This window comes from Ramlibacter tataouinensis (assembly GCF_001580455.1).
GTDB lineage: Bacteria > Pseudomonadota > Gammaproteobacteria > Burkholderiales > Burkholderiaceae_C > Ramlibacter > Ramlibacter tataouinensis_B.
On record NZ_CP010951.1, the window covers coordinates 4,641,300 to 4,655,857 of the forward strand.

Consider the following 14,558-nt stretch of genomic DNA (forward strand, 5'->3'; position numbering starts at 1 on the left):
ACATGAGCATCGAGATCCGCAACGTCAGCAAGCGCTTCGGCGACTTCCACGCGCTGCGCGATGTGTCGCTCGACATCCAGTCCGGCGAGCTGATCGCGCTGCTGGGCCCCTCCGGATGCGGCAAGACCACGCTGCTGCGCATCATCGCCGGCCTGGAAACCGCCGACGCCGGCAACATCCTGTTTGCCGGCGAGGACACGACCGAGGTGCACGTGCGGGAGCGCCAGGTCGGCTTCGTGTTCCAGCACTACGCGCTTTTCAGGCACATGACCGTGTTCGAGAACGTGGCGTTCGGCCTGCGGGTCAAGCCACGCGGCCAGCGCCCGTCGGAGACCCAGATCAAAAACAAGGTGCATGAGCTCCTGAAGCTGGTGCAGCTCGATTGGCTGGCCGACCGTTTCCCGGCGCAGCTGTCGGGCGGGCAGCGTCAGCGCATCGCCCTGGCGCGCGCGCTCGCGGTGGAGCCCAAGGTACTGCTGCTCGACGAACCCTTCGGCGCGCTCGACGCCAAGGTGCGCAAGGAACTGCGCCGCTGGCTGCGCCGCCTGCACGACGAGTTGCACGTGACCAGCATCTTCGTCACCCACGACCAGGAGGAAGCCCTGGAGGTTGCCGACCGGGTGGTCCTGATGAACGCCGGCAAGGTCGAGCAGGTCGGGTCGCCGCAGGAGGTGTGGGACCATCCCGCAAGTCCCTTCGTGTACGGCTTCCTGGGCGACGTCAATCTTTTCCATGGGCGCGCCCACCAAGGCGAGGTGCACCTGGAGGGCATGCAGCTCGAGTCGCCCGAGCATGCCAACGTGCAGGACGCCAAGGCATTCGCCTACGTGCGGCCACACGACCTGGATGTGCACCGGTACGCGCCGGGGGAGGGCGTGGACGCGTCGGGCCGCCCGCGCGGCATTGTGGTGCAATTGAGCCGCGCCATCGTGGTCGGACCGATCGCCAGGCTGGAACTCATCCCGGTTGGCGAGACTCCATCCGGGGGTGACGCCATCATCGAGGCGCAGATTCCTGCGCAGCAGTTCCGGGACCAGGGTTTCCGGGAAGGCGAGACGCTGGTGGTGACCCCGCGCCGTGCGCGGGTGTTCGTGGAAGGCGGTGCCTGAGAGCGGGGCGTCCGCCGCTCAAAGGAGGTGAGTCTTGCTCGATTGGTTTGACAAAGCGCCGCGACGCGTGCTGGCGCTGGTGGCTGCGATCTGCGCCGGCATGCTGGCGTTCGGCCTGTACCTGCAGCATGTGGTGGGCCTGGAACCCTGCCCCATGTGCATCGTGCAGCGCTATGCGCTGGTGCTGGTGGCAATCGTCGCCGCCCTTGCGGCGTTCGCCCGGAACCGCGGCGCCTGGATCGCGGGTGGCGGGCTGATCACGCTCTTCTCCGGCTTCGGCGCCTTCGTCGCCGCGCGCCAGAGCTGGATGCAGTGGTATCCGCCCGAAGTGGCCTCTTGCGGCCGCGATTTCTACGGGATGATCGAGACTTTCCCGCTCAAGCGGGCCATCCCGATGATCTTCCGGGGCAGCGGCGACTGCACCAAGATCGACTGGACCTTCCTGGGCGGCTCCATCGCCAACTGGTCGTTCCTGTGGTTTTGCCTGTTCGCGCTGGTCGGCCTCGTGCTGGCCGTCCGGCTGGCACGCCGGCCCGTGGGCCGGACCTCGTTCGCCTGAAGCAGGGTCCGGCGCGCCGCGCTTCAATGCACGCTTGACTCGTGCTCGCGCTGCGCTTCCGCCAGGAGCTCGCGGACTTCCTCGTCGCTGGTCTGCGCGAAGTGGTGGTACCACAGCCCCACCGCCCGGAAGGGGTCGGGCGACGAGGGGCACACCACCTCGTCGGCCTCGTCCTGCAACTGGCGGCAGGTGTCCTCGGCACCCACCGGAACACCCACCACCAGCCGCGCCGGCGCGCGCTGGCGCAGCGCGGCGACCGCCGCCCGCATCGTGGCGCCGGTGGCCAAGCCGTCGTCCACCACGATCACGGTCCGTCCCTGGACGTCGGCGGGCGGCTTGTCGCCGCGATACAGCGCTTCGCGCCGCGCCAGTTCGGCGCGTTCCCGGAGCACGATGCTTTTCAGCTGGAGTTCGCTGAAGCCGTCGATGGCGAAGGGATTGAGCACCTGGACGCCGCCGCTGGCGATCGCCCCCATCGCGTACTCCTCATGACCGGGGTAGCCGAGCTTGCGAACCACGAACACGTCCAGCGGCGCAGCCAGCGCATGCGCGACCTCGAACGCGACAGGGACCCCGCCGCGGGGCAGGGCCAGCACCAGCACATCGCTGCGGCCCTTGTAATGGGATAGCCGCCCGGCCAGCACACGGCCCGCTTCCCGCCGGTCGCGGTAGGACAGGGAGGCAGCGCTCATGGCCCGCCCTCGTGCAGCACGTGGGCCAGGTGCCTGGCAAACCAGGCCGCCGCGGCGCCGGCCACCTCGTCCAGCGCGCCGTGCTCCTCGAAGAGGTGGGTCGCGCCCGGGATGACCAGCAACTCCCGCGTAGTACACCGCAGCTGGCCGAAGGCCTGCCGGTTCAGTTCGATGACCCCGTGGTCGGCGCCGCCCACGATCAGCAGCGTTGGCGCCGTCACGGCGCCCAGCACGGCCGGCCCGGCCAGGTCGGGCCGCCCGCCCCGGGACACCACGGCCGAGATGCGGTCGCCCAGGCGGGCGGCCGCGATCAGCGCTGCTGCGCTGCCGGTGCTCGCACCGAAATAGCCCACCGGCGCGCCGTGCACTTCCGCTTGCGCCAGCGCCCATTCGGTCGCCTGCTCCATGCGCCGGGTCAGGAGGGGAATGTCGAAGCGGTGTTCGCGGGTGCGCAGGTCGGTTTGCTCTTCCTCGGCCGTGAGAAGGTCGAACAGCAGGGTCGCGACGCCTGAAGCTTGCAGGCGCTGGGCCACCCGCCGGTTGCGCGCGCTGTGCCGGCCGCTGCCGCTGCCGTGCGCGAACAGCACCAGTCCGGCGAAATCAGGCGGGATGTCGAGGTCGCCGTACAGCCACGTCTGTCCCGTCGGGATGCGAACCTCGTGCGAGACAGCGCTGGTGCCCATGGCCTCCTCACCCTAGATCGCCGCGCAGCCGGTGGCTGTCGGGGCGGGACACCTTGCGTTGTAGGAGCCGCCGTGCCCGCGGTCAAGGTCAGGCGGTTCGGGAGTGCGGGGGCCCTTTGAGTTCGATCACATTGCCGTCCGGGTCCACCAGGTACAGCGAGGGGCCTTCGCCCTCAGCGCCGTAGCGTGACCCTGATTCACCGGCGGCCACGCCATGGGCGGCCAGGTGCGCGCGCAGTGCCGCTTCGTCGTAGGGGTCGATGCGCAGGCAGAAGTGATCGAGATTGCGGCCCTCGGGGCCGGGCCCGGCACCGCCCATGCGCCCGAGCTTGCCGTCAAGGGGCAACAGGTCGATCAGCGACGCGCCCGCGCGCAGCTGGTACAGGCCCAGGGATTCCTGCGTTTTCTCGAGCGTGCAGCCGAGGACCTCGGTATAGAAGCGCAGCGCAGCGTCCAGGTCGCGGACGCGCAGCACGATGTGGTCGAGCTGGCGAAGGGCGAAGGGCGGCGCTGCCTCGTTGATGGACAAACGGAAGTCCTCGTTTGTTGTAAAAAAAGAACGCTACCCTAATTTCTTGACAAACACCAGGCTGCGCCGATCCCAGTTGTATTTGCGCTTGCGCGCGTCGGGCAGCCAGTCGGGATCGACCTGGACGAAGCCCCGCTTGAGGAACCAGTGCATGGTGCGCGTGGTGAGCACGAAGATGCTGTCCAGGCCCATGGCGCGGGCGCGTTGCTCAACGCGCTTGAGGACCTTTTCGCCATCGCCCTGGCCCTGGCTCTGCGGGGAAACGGTGAGGGCCGCCATCTCGCCGGTCTTGGCCTCCGGGTAGGGGTAGAGCGCGGCGCAGGCGAAGATCACGCCGTCGTGCTCGACGATGGTGTAGTTCGCGATGTCGCGCTCGATCTCGGTGCGATCGCGCTTGACCAGCGTGCCGTCCTTCTCGAAGGGTTCGATCAGCTGCAGGATGCCGCCCACGTCGTCGGCGCTGGCCTCGCGCAGGCTCTCGAGCTTCTCGTCGATCACCATGGTGCCGATGCCGTCGTGCACGTACACCTCGAGCAGGATGGCGCCGTCGGTGGCGAACGGGATGATGTGGCTGCGCTCGACCCCGGCCTTGCAGGCCTTGACGCAATGCTGCAGGTAGAAGCCCGTGTCCGTCGGCTGCTGCGCGCCCGGCAGCGAAGTCAGCAGCTGTTCGGCCGTGGCCAGGGGCAGCTCGGTATCGATCGGGTTGTCTTCGCCCTCGGGTTCCAGCGGCCGCACGCGAATGCCAGGAATTTCGACCAGGAAGATCAGCTTGTCGGCCTGCAGCGCGATCGCAACGCTGGTCGCCACTTCCTCCATGGTCAGGTTGAAGGCCTCGCCGGTGGGCGAAAAGCCAAAGGGGGAAAGCAGCACCATGGCACCATGGTCCAGCGAGCGCGCGATGCCGGCGACGTCCACCTTGCGCACCAGGCCCGAGTGCCGGAAATCCACGCCGTCGAGGACGCCCACCGGACGCGCGGTGATGAAGTTGCCCGAAATCACGCGCACCGTGGACCCGGCCATGGGCGTGTTGGGCAGGCCCTGGCTGAACGCGGCCTCGATCTCGTAGCGCAGCTGGCCGGCCGCCTCCTGGGCGCAGTCGAGCGCGACTTCGTCGGTGATGCGCATGCCGTGCGAGTACTTGGCGGCATGACCCTTGGCCTTGAGCTGCTCGTTGACCTGCGGCCGGAAGCCGTGCACCAGCACCACCTTGACGCCCATGCTCTGGATCAGCGCCAGGTCCTGGGCGATGTGCTGCAACTTGCCGGCCGCGATCGCCTCGCCCGCGATCGCCACCACGAAGGTCTTGCCGCGGTGCATGTGGATGTAGGGCGCGACCGAGCGGAACCAGGGCACGAAGGTGAAATTGAAGACGGCGGACATCGGCGGCTGGGCGGGCGGAGGGGGTGCGGCAAAGTGTAAGGCACTGTCGCGCCTGCCCGGAGAGGGAAGCGCCGGCGGGACCCGGCCGCCCGCCGATAATTGCGGGCTTTGACCCGCTGCGCCTTGCCCGTTCCCGCCATCACCTTCCCCGATTCCCTGCCTGTCAGCGCCAAGCGCCATGAAATCATGGAGGCGATCGGTGGGCACCAGGTCGTCATCGTGTGCGGCGAGACCGGCTCGGGCAAGACCACGCAGCTGCCCAAGATCGCCCTGGCGCTGGGCCGCGGCACGGCCAACTACCCGGAAGGCCGGGGCCGGATGATCGGCCACACGCAGCCGCGCCGCATCGCCGCCTCCAGCGTCGCCAAGCGCATCGCGCAGGAACTGGGCACCCCGCTGGGCGAGGTGGTGGGCTACAAGGTTCGCTTCCAGGACCGCCTCTCGCGCGGCGCCTCGATCAAGCTGATGACCGACGGCATCCTGCTGGCCGAGACGCAGACCGACCCGCTGCTGAAGGCCTACGACACGCTGATCATCGACGAGGCCCACGAGCGCAGCCTGAACATCGATTTCCTGCTCGGCTACCTGCGGGAGATTCTGGCGCGGCGGCCCGACCTGAAGGTGATCGTCACCTCGGCCACCATCGACGCCGACCGCTTCGCGCGGCACTTCGCCTCGGCCAAGGGGCCGGCGCCGGTGATCCAGGTGTCCGGCCGGATGTACCCGGTGGAGCAGCGCTGGCGGCCTTTCGAGGAGTCGCGCGAATACGGCCTGGACGAGGCCATCGCCGATGCCGTGGACGAACTCTGGACCGGCGCGGCGGCCTCGGGCGACATCCTCGTTTTCCTGCCCGGGGAGCGCGAGATCCGCGAAGCCGCCGACCACCTGCGCAAGCACCTGTCGCACAGCCCGCTCACGCGCAGGACGGAGGTGCTGCCACTGTTCGCCCGGCTGTCCCAGGCCGAGCAGGACCGGGTGTTCGAGGACCATGGCGAGCGGCGCATCGTGCTGGCCACCAACGTCGCAGAAACCTCGCTCACGGTGCCGGGCATCCGCTATGTGATCGACGCCGGCACCGCGCGCGTCAAGCGCTACAGCCTGCGCAGCAAGGTCGAACAACTGATGGTCGAGCCGATCAGCCAGGCGGCGGCCAACCAGCGCGCCGGCCGCTGCGGCCGGGTGGCCAACGGCATCTGCATCCGGCTGTACGACGAGAAGGACTTCGCCGCGCGGCCGCGCTTCACCGATCCGGAAATCCTGCGCTCGTCGCTGGCCGGGGTGATCCTGCGCATGAAGGGGCTGCACCTGGGCACCGTGGAGGACTTTCCCTTCATCGAGGCGCCGTCCCGGCGCGCCATCACCGACGGCTACCAGTTGCTGAATGAACTTGGCGCGGTGGACGACGCAAACGAGCTCACCCCCATCGGTCGGGAGCTCTCCAGGCTGCCGCTGGACCCGCGGGTGGCGCGCATGATCATCGAGGGCCGCGACCGCGGCGCGCTGGATGAAGTGCTGGTGATCGCCTCGGCCCTGTCGGTGCAGGACGTGCGCGACCGGCCGATGGAGATGCAGGCGCAGGCCGACCAGCAACACGCCAAGTTCGACGACGAGAAGAGCGAGTTCGCCGGCTACCTGCGGCTGTGGAAATGGCTGGACGAGGCGCGCGGCGGCCACGGCACCGATCATCGCCTCTCGAACCGCCAGTACGAACAGCTGCTGCGGCAGAACTTCATCAACGTGCGGCGGGTGCGGGAGTGGCGTGACATCCACAGCCAGCTGCATACCGTGGTCGCCGAACACAAGTGGCGCCTGAATGCGGCGCCGGCGAGCTACGAAGAGCTGCACAAGGCCATGCTGGCGGGCCTGCTGGGCAACATCGGCTGCAAGCTGGAGGACACGGAAGGCAGCGCCAGCCAGGCGCCTTACCTCGGGGCCCGCGGCATCAAGTTCCACCGCCATCCCGGCGCGCACCTGAGGAAGCGGCCGGGCCGCTGGATCGTGTGCGCCGAGCTGGTCGAGACCACGCGGCTCTTCGGCCGCGGCATCGCCAACATCGAACCGGCCTGGATCGAGCAGGTGGCCGGGCACCTGCTGAAAAGGCAGCTGCTGGATCCGCACTGGGAGAAGAAGGCCGCCGAGGTGGTCGCCCTGGAGCGCGCGACGCTCTATGGCCTGGTCGTGTACAGCGGCCGGCGGGTGCCGTTCGCGCGCGTCGACATGCAGGGCGCGCGCGAGATCTTCATCCGCGAAGGGCTGGTCGCCGGCCAATGGGACACGAAGCTGCCTTTCCTGGCCGCCAACCAGAAGATGGTGCGCCAGGTGGAGGAACTGGAGCACAAGTCGCGCCGGCAGGACGTGCTGGTGGACGAGGAATTGATCTTCGCCTTCTACGACAAGCTGATCCCGCGCGACGTGTTCAGCGGGGCCAGCTTCGAGCGCTGGTGGCGGGACGCCAGCCGCGGCAATCCGGCGCTGCTCAAGCTCTCGCGCGAGGAGCTGATGCGGCACGAAGCCGCCGGGATCACCACCGAGGCCTTCCCGCGCACCATCCGTCTCGGCGGCGTGGATTGCGCGGCGACCTACCTGCACGAGCCCGGCGACGCGCGCGACGGCCTCACCGTCACGGTGCCGCTGTTCGTGCTGAACCAGGTGAGCGACGAGCGCGCCGAGTGGCTGGTGCCGGGCATGCTCAAGGACAAGCTGCAGGCGCTGCTCAAGAGCCTGCCGCAAAAACCCCGGAGCCGTTTCGTGCCGCTGCCCGAGTCGGCCGCGCGCCTGGCCGCGCAACTCGCGGGCGAGGCGCACTGGGCGCACGGTTCACTGACGCAGGCCTTGCTGGCCGTGGTGCGCGCGGAAACCAGCCTGGACGTCAAGCGGGCCGACTTCAAGCTGGACATGCTGCCGGCGCACCTGTTCATAAATTTCCGCGTGGTCGATGAACACGGCCGCCAACTCGGCATGGGCCGAAACCTGGGCGCGCTCAAGGCGGAACTGGGGGCGAAAGCGCGCGGGGCGTTCCAGGCACTGGCGGGGCTGCGTGCTGTGAAGGAATTTGAACCCTCCCCCTCCGGGGGAGGGCAGGGTGGGGGCGCTGCAGCGTCCACTCAAGCCAAGCGCCCCCCTCTCAGCCTCCCCCCGGAGGGGGGAGGAGCGGACTCCGACCGGCGCTACACCGCCTGGACCTTCGGCGAGCTGCCCGAGCTGATGGAGATCCGCAAGGGCGGCACCAGCCTGGTCGGCTTTCCCGCCCTGGTCGATCACAAGGATGCTGTGGCCATCGAGGTGTTCGACGAGCCCGAGGCGGCGGCAGCCAGGCATCGCGCCGGGCTGCGGCGGTTGTTCGCACTGCAGATCAGGGACGCGCTCAAGTACCTGGAGAAGAACATCCCGGACCTGCAGAAGATGGCCGTGGCCTACATGCCGCTGGGCACGCTGGAGGAGTTGCGCGAGCAGGTGATCGAAGTGGCGCTGGCCCGCGCGTTCATGCTGGACCCCCTGCCGGCGAACGAGGCCGACTTCAAGCGGCGGCTGGAAGAAGGGCGCGGGCGGCTCACGCTCATCGCCAACGAGGTGGCGCGCCTGGCCGCCGTGATCCTTGCGGAGTACGCGGCGACCGTTCGCAAGATCAAGGACACGAAGAACCAGCCGGACGCCACCGCCGATGCCACCCAGCAGTTGCAACGCCTGGTGTCCAAGCGCTTCCTCGCCGACACGCCCTGGCCGCAACTGCAGCACTTTGCCCGCTACCTCAAGGCGATCACGCTGCGGCTGGACAAGCTGCGCGCCGACCCGGCACGCGATAGCGCCCGCATGGCGGAGATCAAACCGGAAGAGCAGCGCTACTGGCGGCTGGTCGCCGAACGCAAGGGCGCGGTGGACGAACGGATGGGGGAATTTCGCTGGCTGCTGGAGGAGCTGCGGGTGAGCTTCTTCGCCCAGGAGTTGCGCACGCCGCAGCCGGTCAGCGTCAAGCGGCTGCAGAAGCTGTGGGGCCAGCTCAATAGCTGACGCACCCCGCGGGCGACGCCAACTTTGTTCTTCGGTACAAGGCCGTATGCCAACGCCGCGCCCGCGTGGTTTACTAGAGTCCTGTCCCACCGCTACCCATGGACCGGCGCAGTTTCATCGAGACCTGCACCGCGGGCGCCGCCTGCCTCTCGGCCACGGCCGCCATGCCGGTGTTCGCCGCCGACGCCCGGCCGCACGAGTACCCGCGGGCGCTGCTGGTGGACGAGCGCGGTGAACCGGTGCGCGCCAGCAGCCTGCAGGCACTGACGAACTACGTCTTCCACTACCCTTTCGTGGCGACCCCGGTGTTCCTTCTCGACCTGGGCAAGCCCGCCTTGCCCAGGTCCCTCAGCACCAGCAAACACGAGGCCTATGCCTGGCCCGGCGGCGTCGGGGCGCGGCGCAGCGTCGTCGCCTTCAGCGCCATCTGCGCCCACAAACTGGTGTATCCGACCAAGGACGTGAGCTTCATCAGTTTCCGCAAGAACCGGGCGCAACGCGGGGTGCAGGATCAACTGATCCACTGCTGCGCCGATCACAGCCAATATGACCCAGCGCGAGGAGCCCAGGTGCTATCGGGCCCGGCGCCGCAGCCGCTGTGCGCCGTGCTGCTGGCACACGATGCCAAGGCCGACAGCCTGACCGCCTACGCCACACTCGGCGGCGAGATGTTCGACGAGTTCTTCCGCAAGTACGAAATGAAGTTGAGCCTGGACGTCGGCCCTTCCGCGCGCCACGCCGTGAGCGGCCAGACCCGGGTCTTCGAGCTGAGCCAGTTCTGCCGCAACGAGATCCAGTGCTAGGGCACTTGCGCCCGGGAGGCTAGAGCTTCGCCAGTCGTCCGAGCGCCTCGTTCAGCGTCTCGTCCTTCTTGGCAAAACAGAAGCGCACCACCCGCTGGTCGAAGCCGTCGCCATAGAAGGCCGACAGGGGAATGGCGGCCACGCCGATCTCGCGGGTGACCCACTCGCAGAAGTCGGCCTCGGACAGGTCGCTCACATCGGAGATGTCCACGCACTGGAAGTAGCTGCCTTCGCTCGGCAGGAGGCGCAGGCGCGTGCGCGCCAGGCCCGCGCGGAACAGGTCGCGCTTGCGCTGGTAGAACGCCGGCAGCTCCAGGTAAGGGCGTGGATCGGCCATGTAGGCCGCCAGGCCGTGCTGCACCGGCGTGTTGACGGTGAACACGTTGAACTGGTGCACCTTGCGGAATTCCGCCGTCAGGGGCGCGGGTGCCGCCACGTAGCCGACCTTCCAGCCGGTCACGTGGTAGGTCTTGCCGAAGCTCGAGACGATGAAGGCGCGGGCGGCCAGGCCCGGGAAGCGCGCCACGCTCTGGTGGGCCTGCCCGTCGAAGACCATGTGCTCGTACACCTCGTCGCTGATCACCAGCACGTCGGTGGGGGCCAGCAGCTCCTGGAGCTGGCGCATCTCGGCATCGGTCCACACGGTGGCGCTGGGGTTGTGCGGGCTGTTGACAATGATGGCGCGGGTGCGGCTGTTGATGGCCGCCGCGATCTTGCCGAAGTCGGGGCGGAAGCTGCCGGGCACCAGCGGCACCCGCACCGCCTTGCCGCCGGCCAGGTCGATGTTGGGCACATAGCTGTCGTAGCAGGGGTCCAGCACGATGACCTCGTCACCCGGCCGCACCACGGCCAGGATGGCGGTGATGATGGCCTGCGTCGCGCCGGCCGTGATGGTGATCTCGTTGGCCGCGTCGTAGGCCCGGCCGTACATCGTCTCGATCTTGGCCGCCACGGCCGCGCGCAGCTGCGGCACGCCGGCCATTGGCGGGTACTGGTTCAAGCCCTGCGACATGGCGCCGGCCACGGCTTGCACCAGGCGGGGATCGCAATCGAAATCGGGAAAGCCCTGGCCCAGGTTCACCGCGCCTTTTTCGGCCGCGAGCGCGGACATCACGGTGAAGATCGTCGTGCCCACCGCAGGCAGCTTGGTTTCCAGCGCAGGTGTCCTGGCAAGGACCGGATCAGAGCTCATAGTCGTTGGGGTGGCCGCTCATGGCCTTGGCGATCAGGTTGCGATCGAGTCGATCGGACAGCAGTTCGGCGAAACGGAAGACGAAATTGCGCAGGTAGGCGCCGCGCTTGAACGCCACCCGGGCCACGTTCTGGCCGAAGAGGGCGCCCAGGGGCCGGACGGCCAGGTCGGCGTTGCCGTTGCCCGCCTCGTCGCGCACCGACATCTCGGCCACGATGCCGATGCCCAGGCCCAGGCGCACATAGGTCTTGATGACGTCCGAGTCGATGGCCTCCAGCGCGATGCGGGGCTGCAGCTTCTTCTGGGTGAACGCGTGGTCGATGCGCGTGCGGCCGGTGAACGAGGGGTGGTAGGTGATGATGGGCTCGGCGGCCAGGTCTTCCAGCGAGACGCGCTCCTTCCGGGCCAACGGGTGCGCCTGCGGCAGCACCAGCACGTGCTGCCACTCGTAGCAGGGCAGGGTGACGAGTTCGCGATAGTCCGACAGCGACTCGGTGGCGATGCCGATCTCCGCCACTTCGTCGATCACCATGCGCGCCACCTGGTCCGGCGAGCCCTGATGCAGGGTCACGTTGACCTTCGGATAGGCCTCGCGCAGCCGCGCGACGGGCACCGGCAGCACGTAGCGCGCTTGCGTATGCGTGGTCGCGATCGACAGGGTTCCGCTGTCCTGGGCGCTGAACTGCTCCCCGATGCGCTTGAGGTTGCCCACCTCGCGCATGATCAGCTCGATGCTCTTGATCACGTGCTGCCCCGGCTCGGTGACCCGCTTCAGCCGCTTGCCATGGCGGGCGAAGATCTCGACGCCCAATTCCTCTTCGAGTTCGATGATGGCCTTGGACACGCCCGGCTGCGACGTGTGCAGCGACTTGGCGGCTTCGGTCAGGTTGAGGTTGCGGCGAACGGCTTCCTGCACGAATCGGAACTGGTGAAGGTTCATGCCGAATTTCTAATAAAAGAGAAATTCATTATGCCCCACCGTGTCCGGTGCGGATGGGTTGCGCGGTATTTCGGTATTTATTCGGACGCGAGCGCCGCCAGCAGGTCCAGCACCCGGGAGTCCTCACCGACCGGCGGCCGAAGCTCGATGTCCACCCCCGGGTGGCTGGCCCGGACGCCATCGGTCAGCGCCGGCAGGTCGTCGCGCACATGCCGCCCGGTGCCCAGGAACATCGGCACCACCGTGACGGAGCGCGCGCCGGCCGCGACCAAGTCAGCGGCCGCGGCTGCCAGGTCGGGGCTGTCCAAATCCAGGTAGGCACAGCGCACCAGCAGGGCTGGCGCGCGGCCTTCGATGCGCCGCGCCACGGCTTCGATGGGCAGGCGCCAGAGCGGGTCGCGCGAACCGTGCCCGAGCAGGATGACGCCCTTCATCGCCGGAGCACCAGCCAGCCGAAAGCACCCAGCGACAGCACGCTATAGATCAGCCCCGGCGAGGCCGCCGTCAGCCAAGGCCACCAGGTGCGCAGGTTGCCGATGTAGCCGAACACGTTGTTCAGCAGGAAGAAGCTGATGCCGATCAGCACGCCGCCGAACACGTAGCTGGTGATGCCGCCCGAGCGGAAATGGAGGTAGGCGAAAGGCAGGGCCAGCACCACCATCACCATGCAGCTGAGCGGATAGAAGACCTTGCGCCAAGCCTCGATCTCGTAGCGCTGCGAGACCTGGCCGTTGGCCTTCAGGTGGCTGATGTACTGGAACAGGTCGATCGTGCTCATGCGGTCGGGCTTGAGCAGCGCGACGGACACCATCTCCGCCGTGATCTCGGTCGGCCAGCGGTAGTTGGGAATCTGCACCCGTTCCACCTTGGGGCCGTCTGGCCCATGCGTGCTGAAATCGGTGCGCTCGGCGTTTTCCAGAATCCATGACCCCGAGTCGGTGAAGCGGGCGCGCGACGAACGGGTGACGGACACCAGGAAACCGCGCTCGTCGGATTCGAAGATGCGCACATGCTGCATGTTGCCGTCCGGGGTCAGCGCATGGACGTTGACGTTGTAGGCGTGCTGGGCCTGCTTCTCCTTGAGCCAGGCCCCGGTCTGGCCGATGCTGATGCGGCCTTCCAGCCGCGCCTTGAGCAACTGCGCCGTCCGGTCCGCCGCCGGGGCGAGATAGTCGCCCATCGCGAACGTGAGCAGCGTGAAGATCAGGCCCAGCGCCAGCAGGGTCCGCAGCGCGCGCCAGGGCCCCAACCCGCTGGTGCGAAGAATGGTGTATTCGGAACTCTGGGCCAGCCGCGCCATGACAAAAATGGTGCCGATCAGCACCGCGATCGGCAGCAGTTCGTACAGGTGGCTCGGAATCCTGAAGGAGACGTAGGTCAGGGCCTGGGTGAGCCGGTAGGCGTTTGCCCCCTTGCCGACGTTGGGAAGCTCGTCGACGAAATCGAAGAAAAAGAAGAGGGCGAGAAAGCCGATGGTCACGAACAGGACCGCGGCGATGACTTCCCTGTAGATCAGGCGGCGGATGGTCCTCACTGGCCGGCCTCCCCGTTGGGCCGCCGGATCACCCGCCGCAGGCTCCAGTTGTTGTGCTGCTTGGCCAGCCACAGGGCGGCTCCCAGCAGGACGCCGCCATGCAGCAGCACCATGAAGGTGGCGAAGCCAACGCGCCCGGTGCTCACCCAGCTCTGGCCCAGGTTCAGCAGGTTGAAGTACACGACGAAGGAGAACAGGGCGAAGACCAGGTTGCCGCTGCGGCCGGCGCGCGGGTTGACGTTCGAGACGATGACCGCGATCACCACGAAATTGAAGGCGGCCAGCGCCAAGCCGACCCGCCACCCGAGTTCACCGAGGTTCGGGGGCGTGGGATCGGACACCAGCTCGAGCGTGGACTTGGTCTTGGCCGGCGCCGAGTCGCGCGTGTCCAGTTCCCGCTCGCCGACCTTGGTTCCATACTCTTCGAATTCGCTGATCCGCAGTTGGGGCGCCGCGGCGGAGGCGCCGGGGACCGGTGCCTCGAGGCGCTGCCCGTCGCCCAGCAGCAGGAAGCGGCCCTCGCCCAGGTCGGCGATCCGGCCGGTGCGCGCAGCCGTCACGGTTTCCTTGCCGTGCTCGTTGGTGGAAATGAAGATGTTCTTGCCCGACTTGTCGTCGGGCGTGTCCTTGTCCAGGAAGAAAACGCGGGTGCCGCTGGCCGATTCCTGGAACTGGCCAGGGGCGACCCGCTCGAGGTCGCCACGCTTGCCGTAGCGGTCCTTCAGTTCCTGCGTCTGCTCGTTGGCCCAGGGCCAGGTCACCAGAGCCAGCAGTCCCACCACCAGCAGGATCGGCCAGGCGAACCGGAACAGCGGCACCAGCATGGCCGACAGCCCGCGGCCCGCCGCGAACCAGATCACCGTTTCGCTGTCGCGGTACATGCGCGACAGCGTGGCGACGATCGCGATGAACAGCGACAGCGTGAGGACCGAGGGCAGGTAGCCCAGCACGGTGTAGCCCATGACCATCAGGATGTCCTGCGGGTTCACCGTGCCGCGCGTGGCCAGGTTGAGCGTGCGCACCAGGGTCATCGTCATCACGATGGTCACCAGCACGACCAGGGTGGCGCCGAAGCTGCGGGCGAGTTCGCGGCGCAGGGACGAATGGAATAACATCGGCGCGGTCA

Annotated in this window: 13 protein-coding genes; 4 read left to right on the top strand and 9 right to left on the bottom strand. The window is 68.0% G+C overall.

The annotated features are described in order from the left end of the window. The first annotated feature begins 2 nt into the window (after window positions 1-2). Entirely contained in the window at window positions 3-1,109 is a 1,107-nt protein-coding gene (locus UC35_RS21620) for a sulfate/molybdate ABC transporter ATP-binding protein (protein WP_061503374.1), read from the top strand. Window positions 1,110-1,143: 34 nt separating this feature from the next. After that, on the top strand, window positions 1,144-1,668 hold the full coding sequence (locus UC35_RS21625) for a disulfide bond formation protein B (RefSeq protein WP_061503375.1): 525 nt from the start codon (window positions 1,144-1,146) through the stop codon (window positions 1,666-1,668). 23 nt (window positions 1,669-1,691) lie between these two features. On the opposite strand, the gene UC35_RS21630 is transcribed toward UC35_RS21625, so the two are convergent. The 4 genes from UC35_RS21630 to argA form a co-directional block, all read right to left on the bottom strand. Further along, window positions 1,692-2,360 carry a phosphoribosyltransferase gene (locus UC35_RS21630; protein ID WP_173861273.1) on the bottom strand — a complete coding sequence of 223 codons (669 nt, stop codon included), beginning with the start codon at window positions 2,358-2,360 and terminating at the stop codon, window positions 1,692-1,694. Beyond that, window positions 2,357-3,043 (bottom strand): dienelactone hydrolase family protein, encoded by a 687-nt coding sequence (locus UC35_RS21635; RefSeq protein WP_061503376.1) that lies wholly within the window; start codon window positions 3,041-3,043, stop codon window positions 2,357-2,359. The genes UC35_RS21630 and UC35_RS21635 overlap by 4 nt, the downstream gene beginning before the upstream one ends. A gap of 88 nt (window positions 3,044-3,131) precedes the next feature. Continuing rightward, window positions 3,132-3,572 carry a VOC family protein gene (locus UC35_RS21640; RefSeq protein ID WP_227820401.1) on the bottom strand — a complete coding sequence of 147 codons (441 nt, stop codon included), beginning with the start codon at window positions 3,570-3,572 and terminating at the stop codon, window positions 3,132-3,134. 33 nt (window positions 3,573-3,605) lie between these two features. Then, window positions 3,606-4,955 carry an amino-acid N-acetyltransferase gene (gene argA / locus UC35_RS21645; protein ID WP_061503377.1) on the bottom strand — a complete coding sequence of 450 codons (1,350 nt, stop codon included), beginning with the start codon at window positions 4,953-4,955 and terminating at the stop codon, window positions 3,606-3,608. 186 nt (window positions 4,956-5,141) lie between these two features. Here argA and hrpA point away from each other — a divergent pair, with 186 nt between their 5' ends. Next, a complete protein-coding gene (hrpA, locus tag UC35_RS21650; protein WP_415752713.1) occupies window positions 5,142-8,963 on the top strand; it encodes an ATP-dependent RNA helicase HrpA in 3,822 nt (1,273 codons plus the stop codon). Between the two features lie 98 nt (window positions 8,964-9,061). Further along, window positions 9,062-9,766, top strand: a complete 705-nt coding sequence (locus UC35_RS21655) for a (2Fe-2S)-binding protein (protein ID WP_082793431.1) — start codon at window positions 9,062-9,064, stop codon at window positions 9,764-9,766. A 19-nt stretch (window positions 9,767-9,785) separates the two neighbouring features. Here the strand turns inward: UC35_RS21655 and UC35_RS21660 are convergent, their stop codons facing one another. The 5 genes from UC35_RS21660 to lptF all read right to left on the bottom strand — a co-directional run bounded on the left by UC35_RS21660 (window position 9,786) and on the right by lptF (window position 14,547). Continuing rightward, on the bottom strand, window positions 9,786-10,958 hold the full coding sequence (locus UC35_RS21660) for a pyridoxal phosphate-dependent aminotransferase (protein WP_061503379.1): 1,173 nt from the start codon (window positions 10,956-10,958) through the stop codon (window positions 9,786-9,788). Continuing rightward, on the bottom strand, window positions 10,948-11,898 hold the full coding sequence (locus UC35_RS21665) for a CysB family HTH-type transcriptional regulator (protein ID WP_061503380.1): 951 nt from the start codon (window positions 11,896-11,898) through the stop codon (window positions 10,948-10,950). Before UC35_RS21665 ends, UC35_RS21660 begins: the two co-directional genes overlap by 11 nt. Window positions 11,899-11,975: 77 nt before the next feature. Further along, entirely contained in the window at window positions 11,976-12,332 is a 357-nt protein-coding gene (locus UC35_RS21670; protein ID WP_061503381.1) for a sirohydrochlorin chelatase, read from the bottom strand. Then, window positions 12,329-13,432: an LPS export ABC transporter permease LptG gene (gene lptG, locus UC35_RS21675; RefSeq protein WP_061503382.1), complete on the bottom strand. Its 1,104-nt coding sequence runs from the start codon at window positions 13,430-13,432 to the stop codon at window positions 12,329-12,331. Before lptG ends, UC35_RS21670 begins: the two co-directional genes overlap by 4 nt. Continuing rightward, on the bottom strand, window positions 13,429-14,547 hold the full coding sequence (lptF, locus tag UC35_RS21680) for an LPS export ABC transporter permease LptF (RefSeq protein WP_061503998.1): 1,119 nt from the start codon (window positions 14,545-14,547) through the stop codon (window positions 13,429-13,431). The genes lptG and lptF overlap by 4 nt, the downstream gene beginning before the upstream one ends. Between the last annotated feature and the right edge of the window lie 11 nt (window positions 14,548-14,558).

Excerpts from the sequence above, each read along its gene's own strand:
- UC35_RS21655 (WP_082793431.1), top strand. The coding sequence starts at position 9,062 with ATGGACCGGCGCAGTTTCATCGAGACCTGCACCGCGGGCGCCGCCTGC.
- UC35_RS21635 (WP_061503376.1), bottom strand. The coding sequence starts at position 3,043 with ATGGGCACCAGCGCTGTCTCGCACGAGGTTCGCATCCCGACGGGACAG.
- UC35_RS21660 (WP_061503379.1), bottom strand. The coding sequence starts at position 10,958 with ATGAGCTCTGATCCGGTCCTTGCCAGGACACCTGCGCTGGAAACCAAG.
- lptF (WP_061503998.1), bottom strand. The coding sequence starts at position 14,547 with ATGTTATTCCATTCGTCCCTGCGCCGCGAACTCGCCCGCAGCTTCGGC.
- UC35_RS21630 (WP_173861273.1), bottom strand. The coding sequence starts at position 2,360 with ATGAGCGCTGCCTCCCTGTCCTACCGCGACCGGCGGGAAGCGGGCCGT.
- UC35_RS21665 (WP_061503380.1), bottom strand. The coding sequence starts at position 11,898 with ATGAACCTTCACCAGTTCCGATTCGTGCAGGAAGCCGTTCGCCGCAAC.
- UC35_RS21620 (WP_061503374.1), top strand. The coding sequence starts at position 3 with ATGAGCATCGAGATCCGCAACGTCAGCAAGCGCTTCGGCGACTTCCAC.
- hrpA (WP_415752713.1), top strand. The coding sequence starts at position 5,142 with ATGGAGGCGATCGGTGGGCACCAGGTCGTCATCGTGTGCGGCGAGACC.
- argA (WP_061503377.1), bottom strand. The coding sequence starts at position 4,955 with ATGTCCGCCGTCTTCAATTTCACCTTCGTGCCCTGGTTCCGCTCGGTC.
- UC35_RS21670 (WP_061503381.1), bottom strand. The coding sequence starts at position 12,332 with ATGAAGGGCGTCATCCTGCTCGGGCACGGTTCGCGCGACCCGCTCTGG.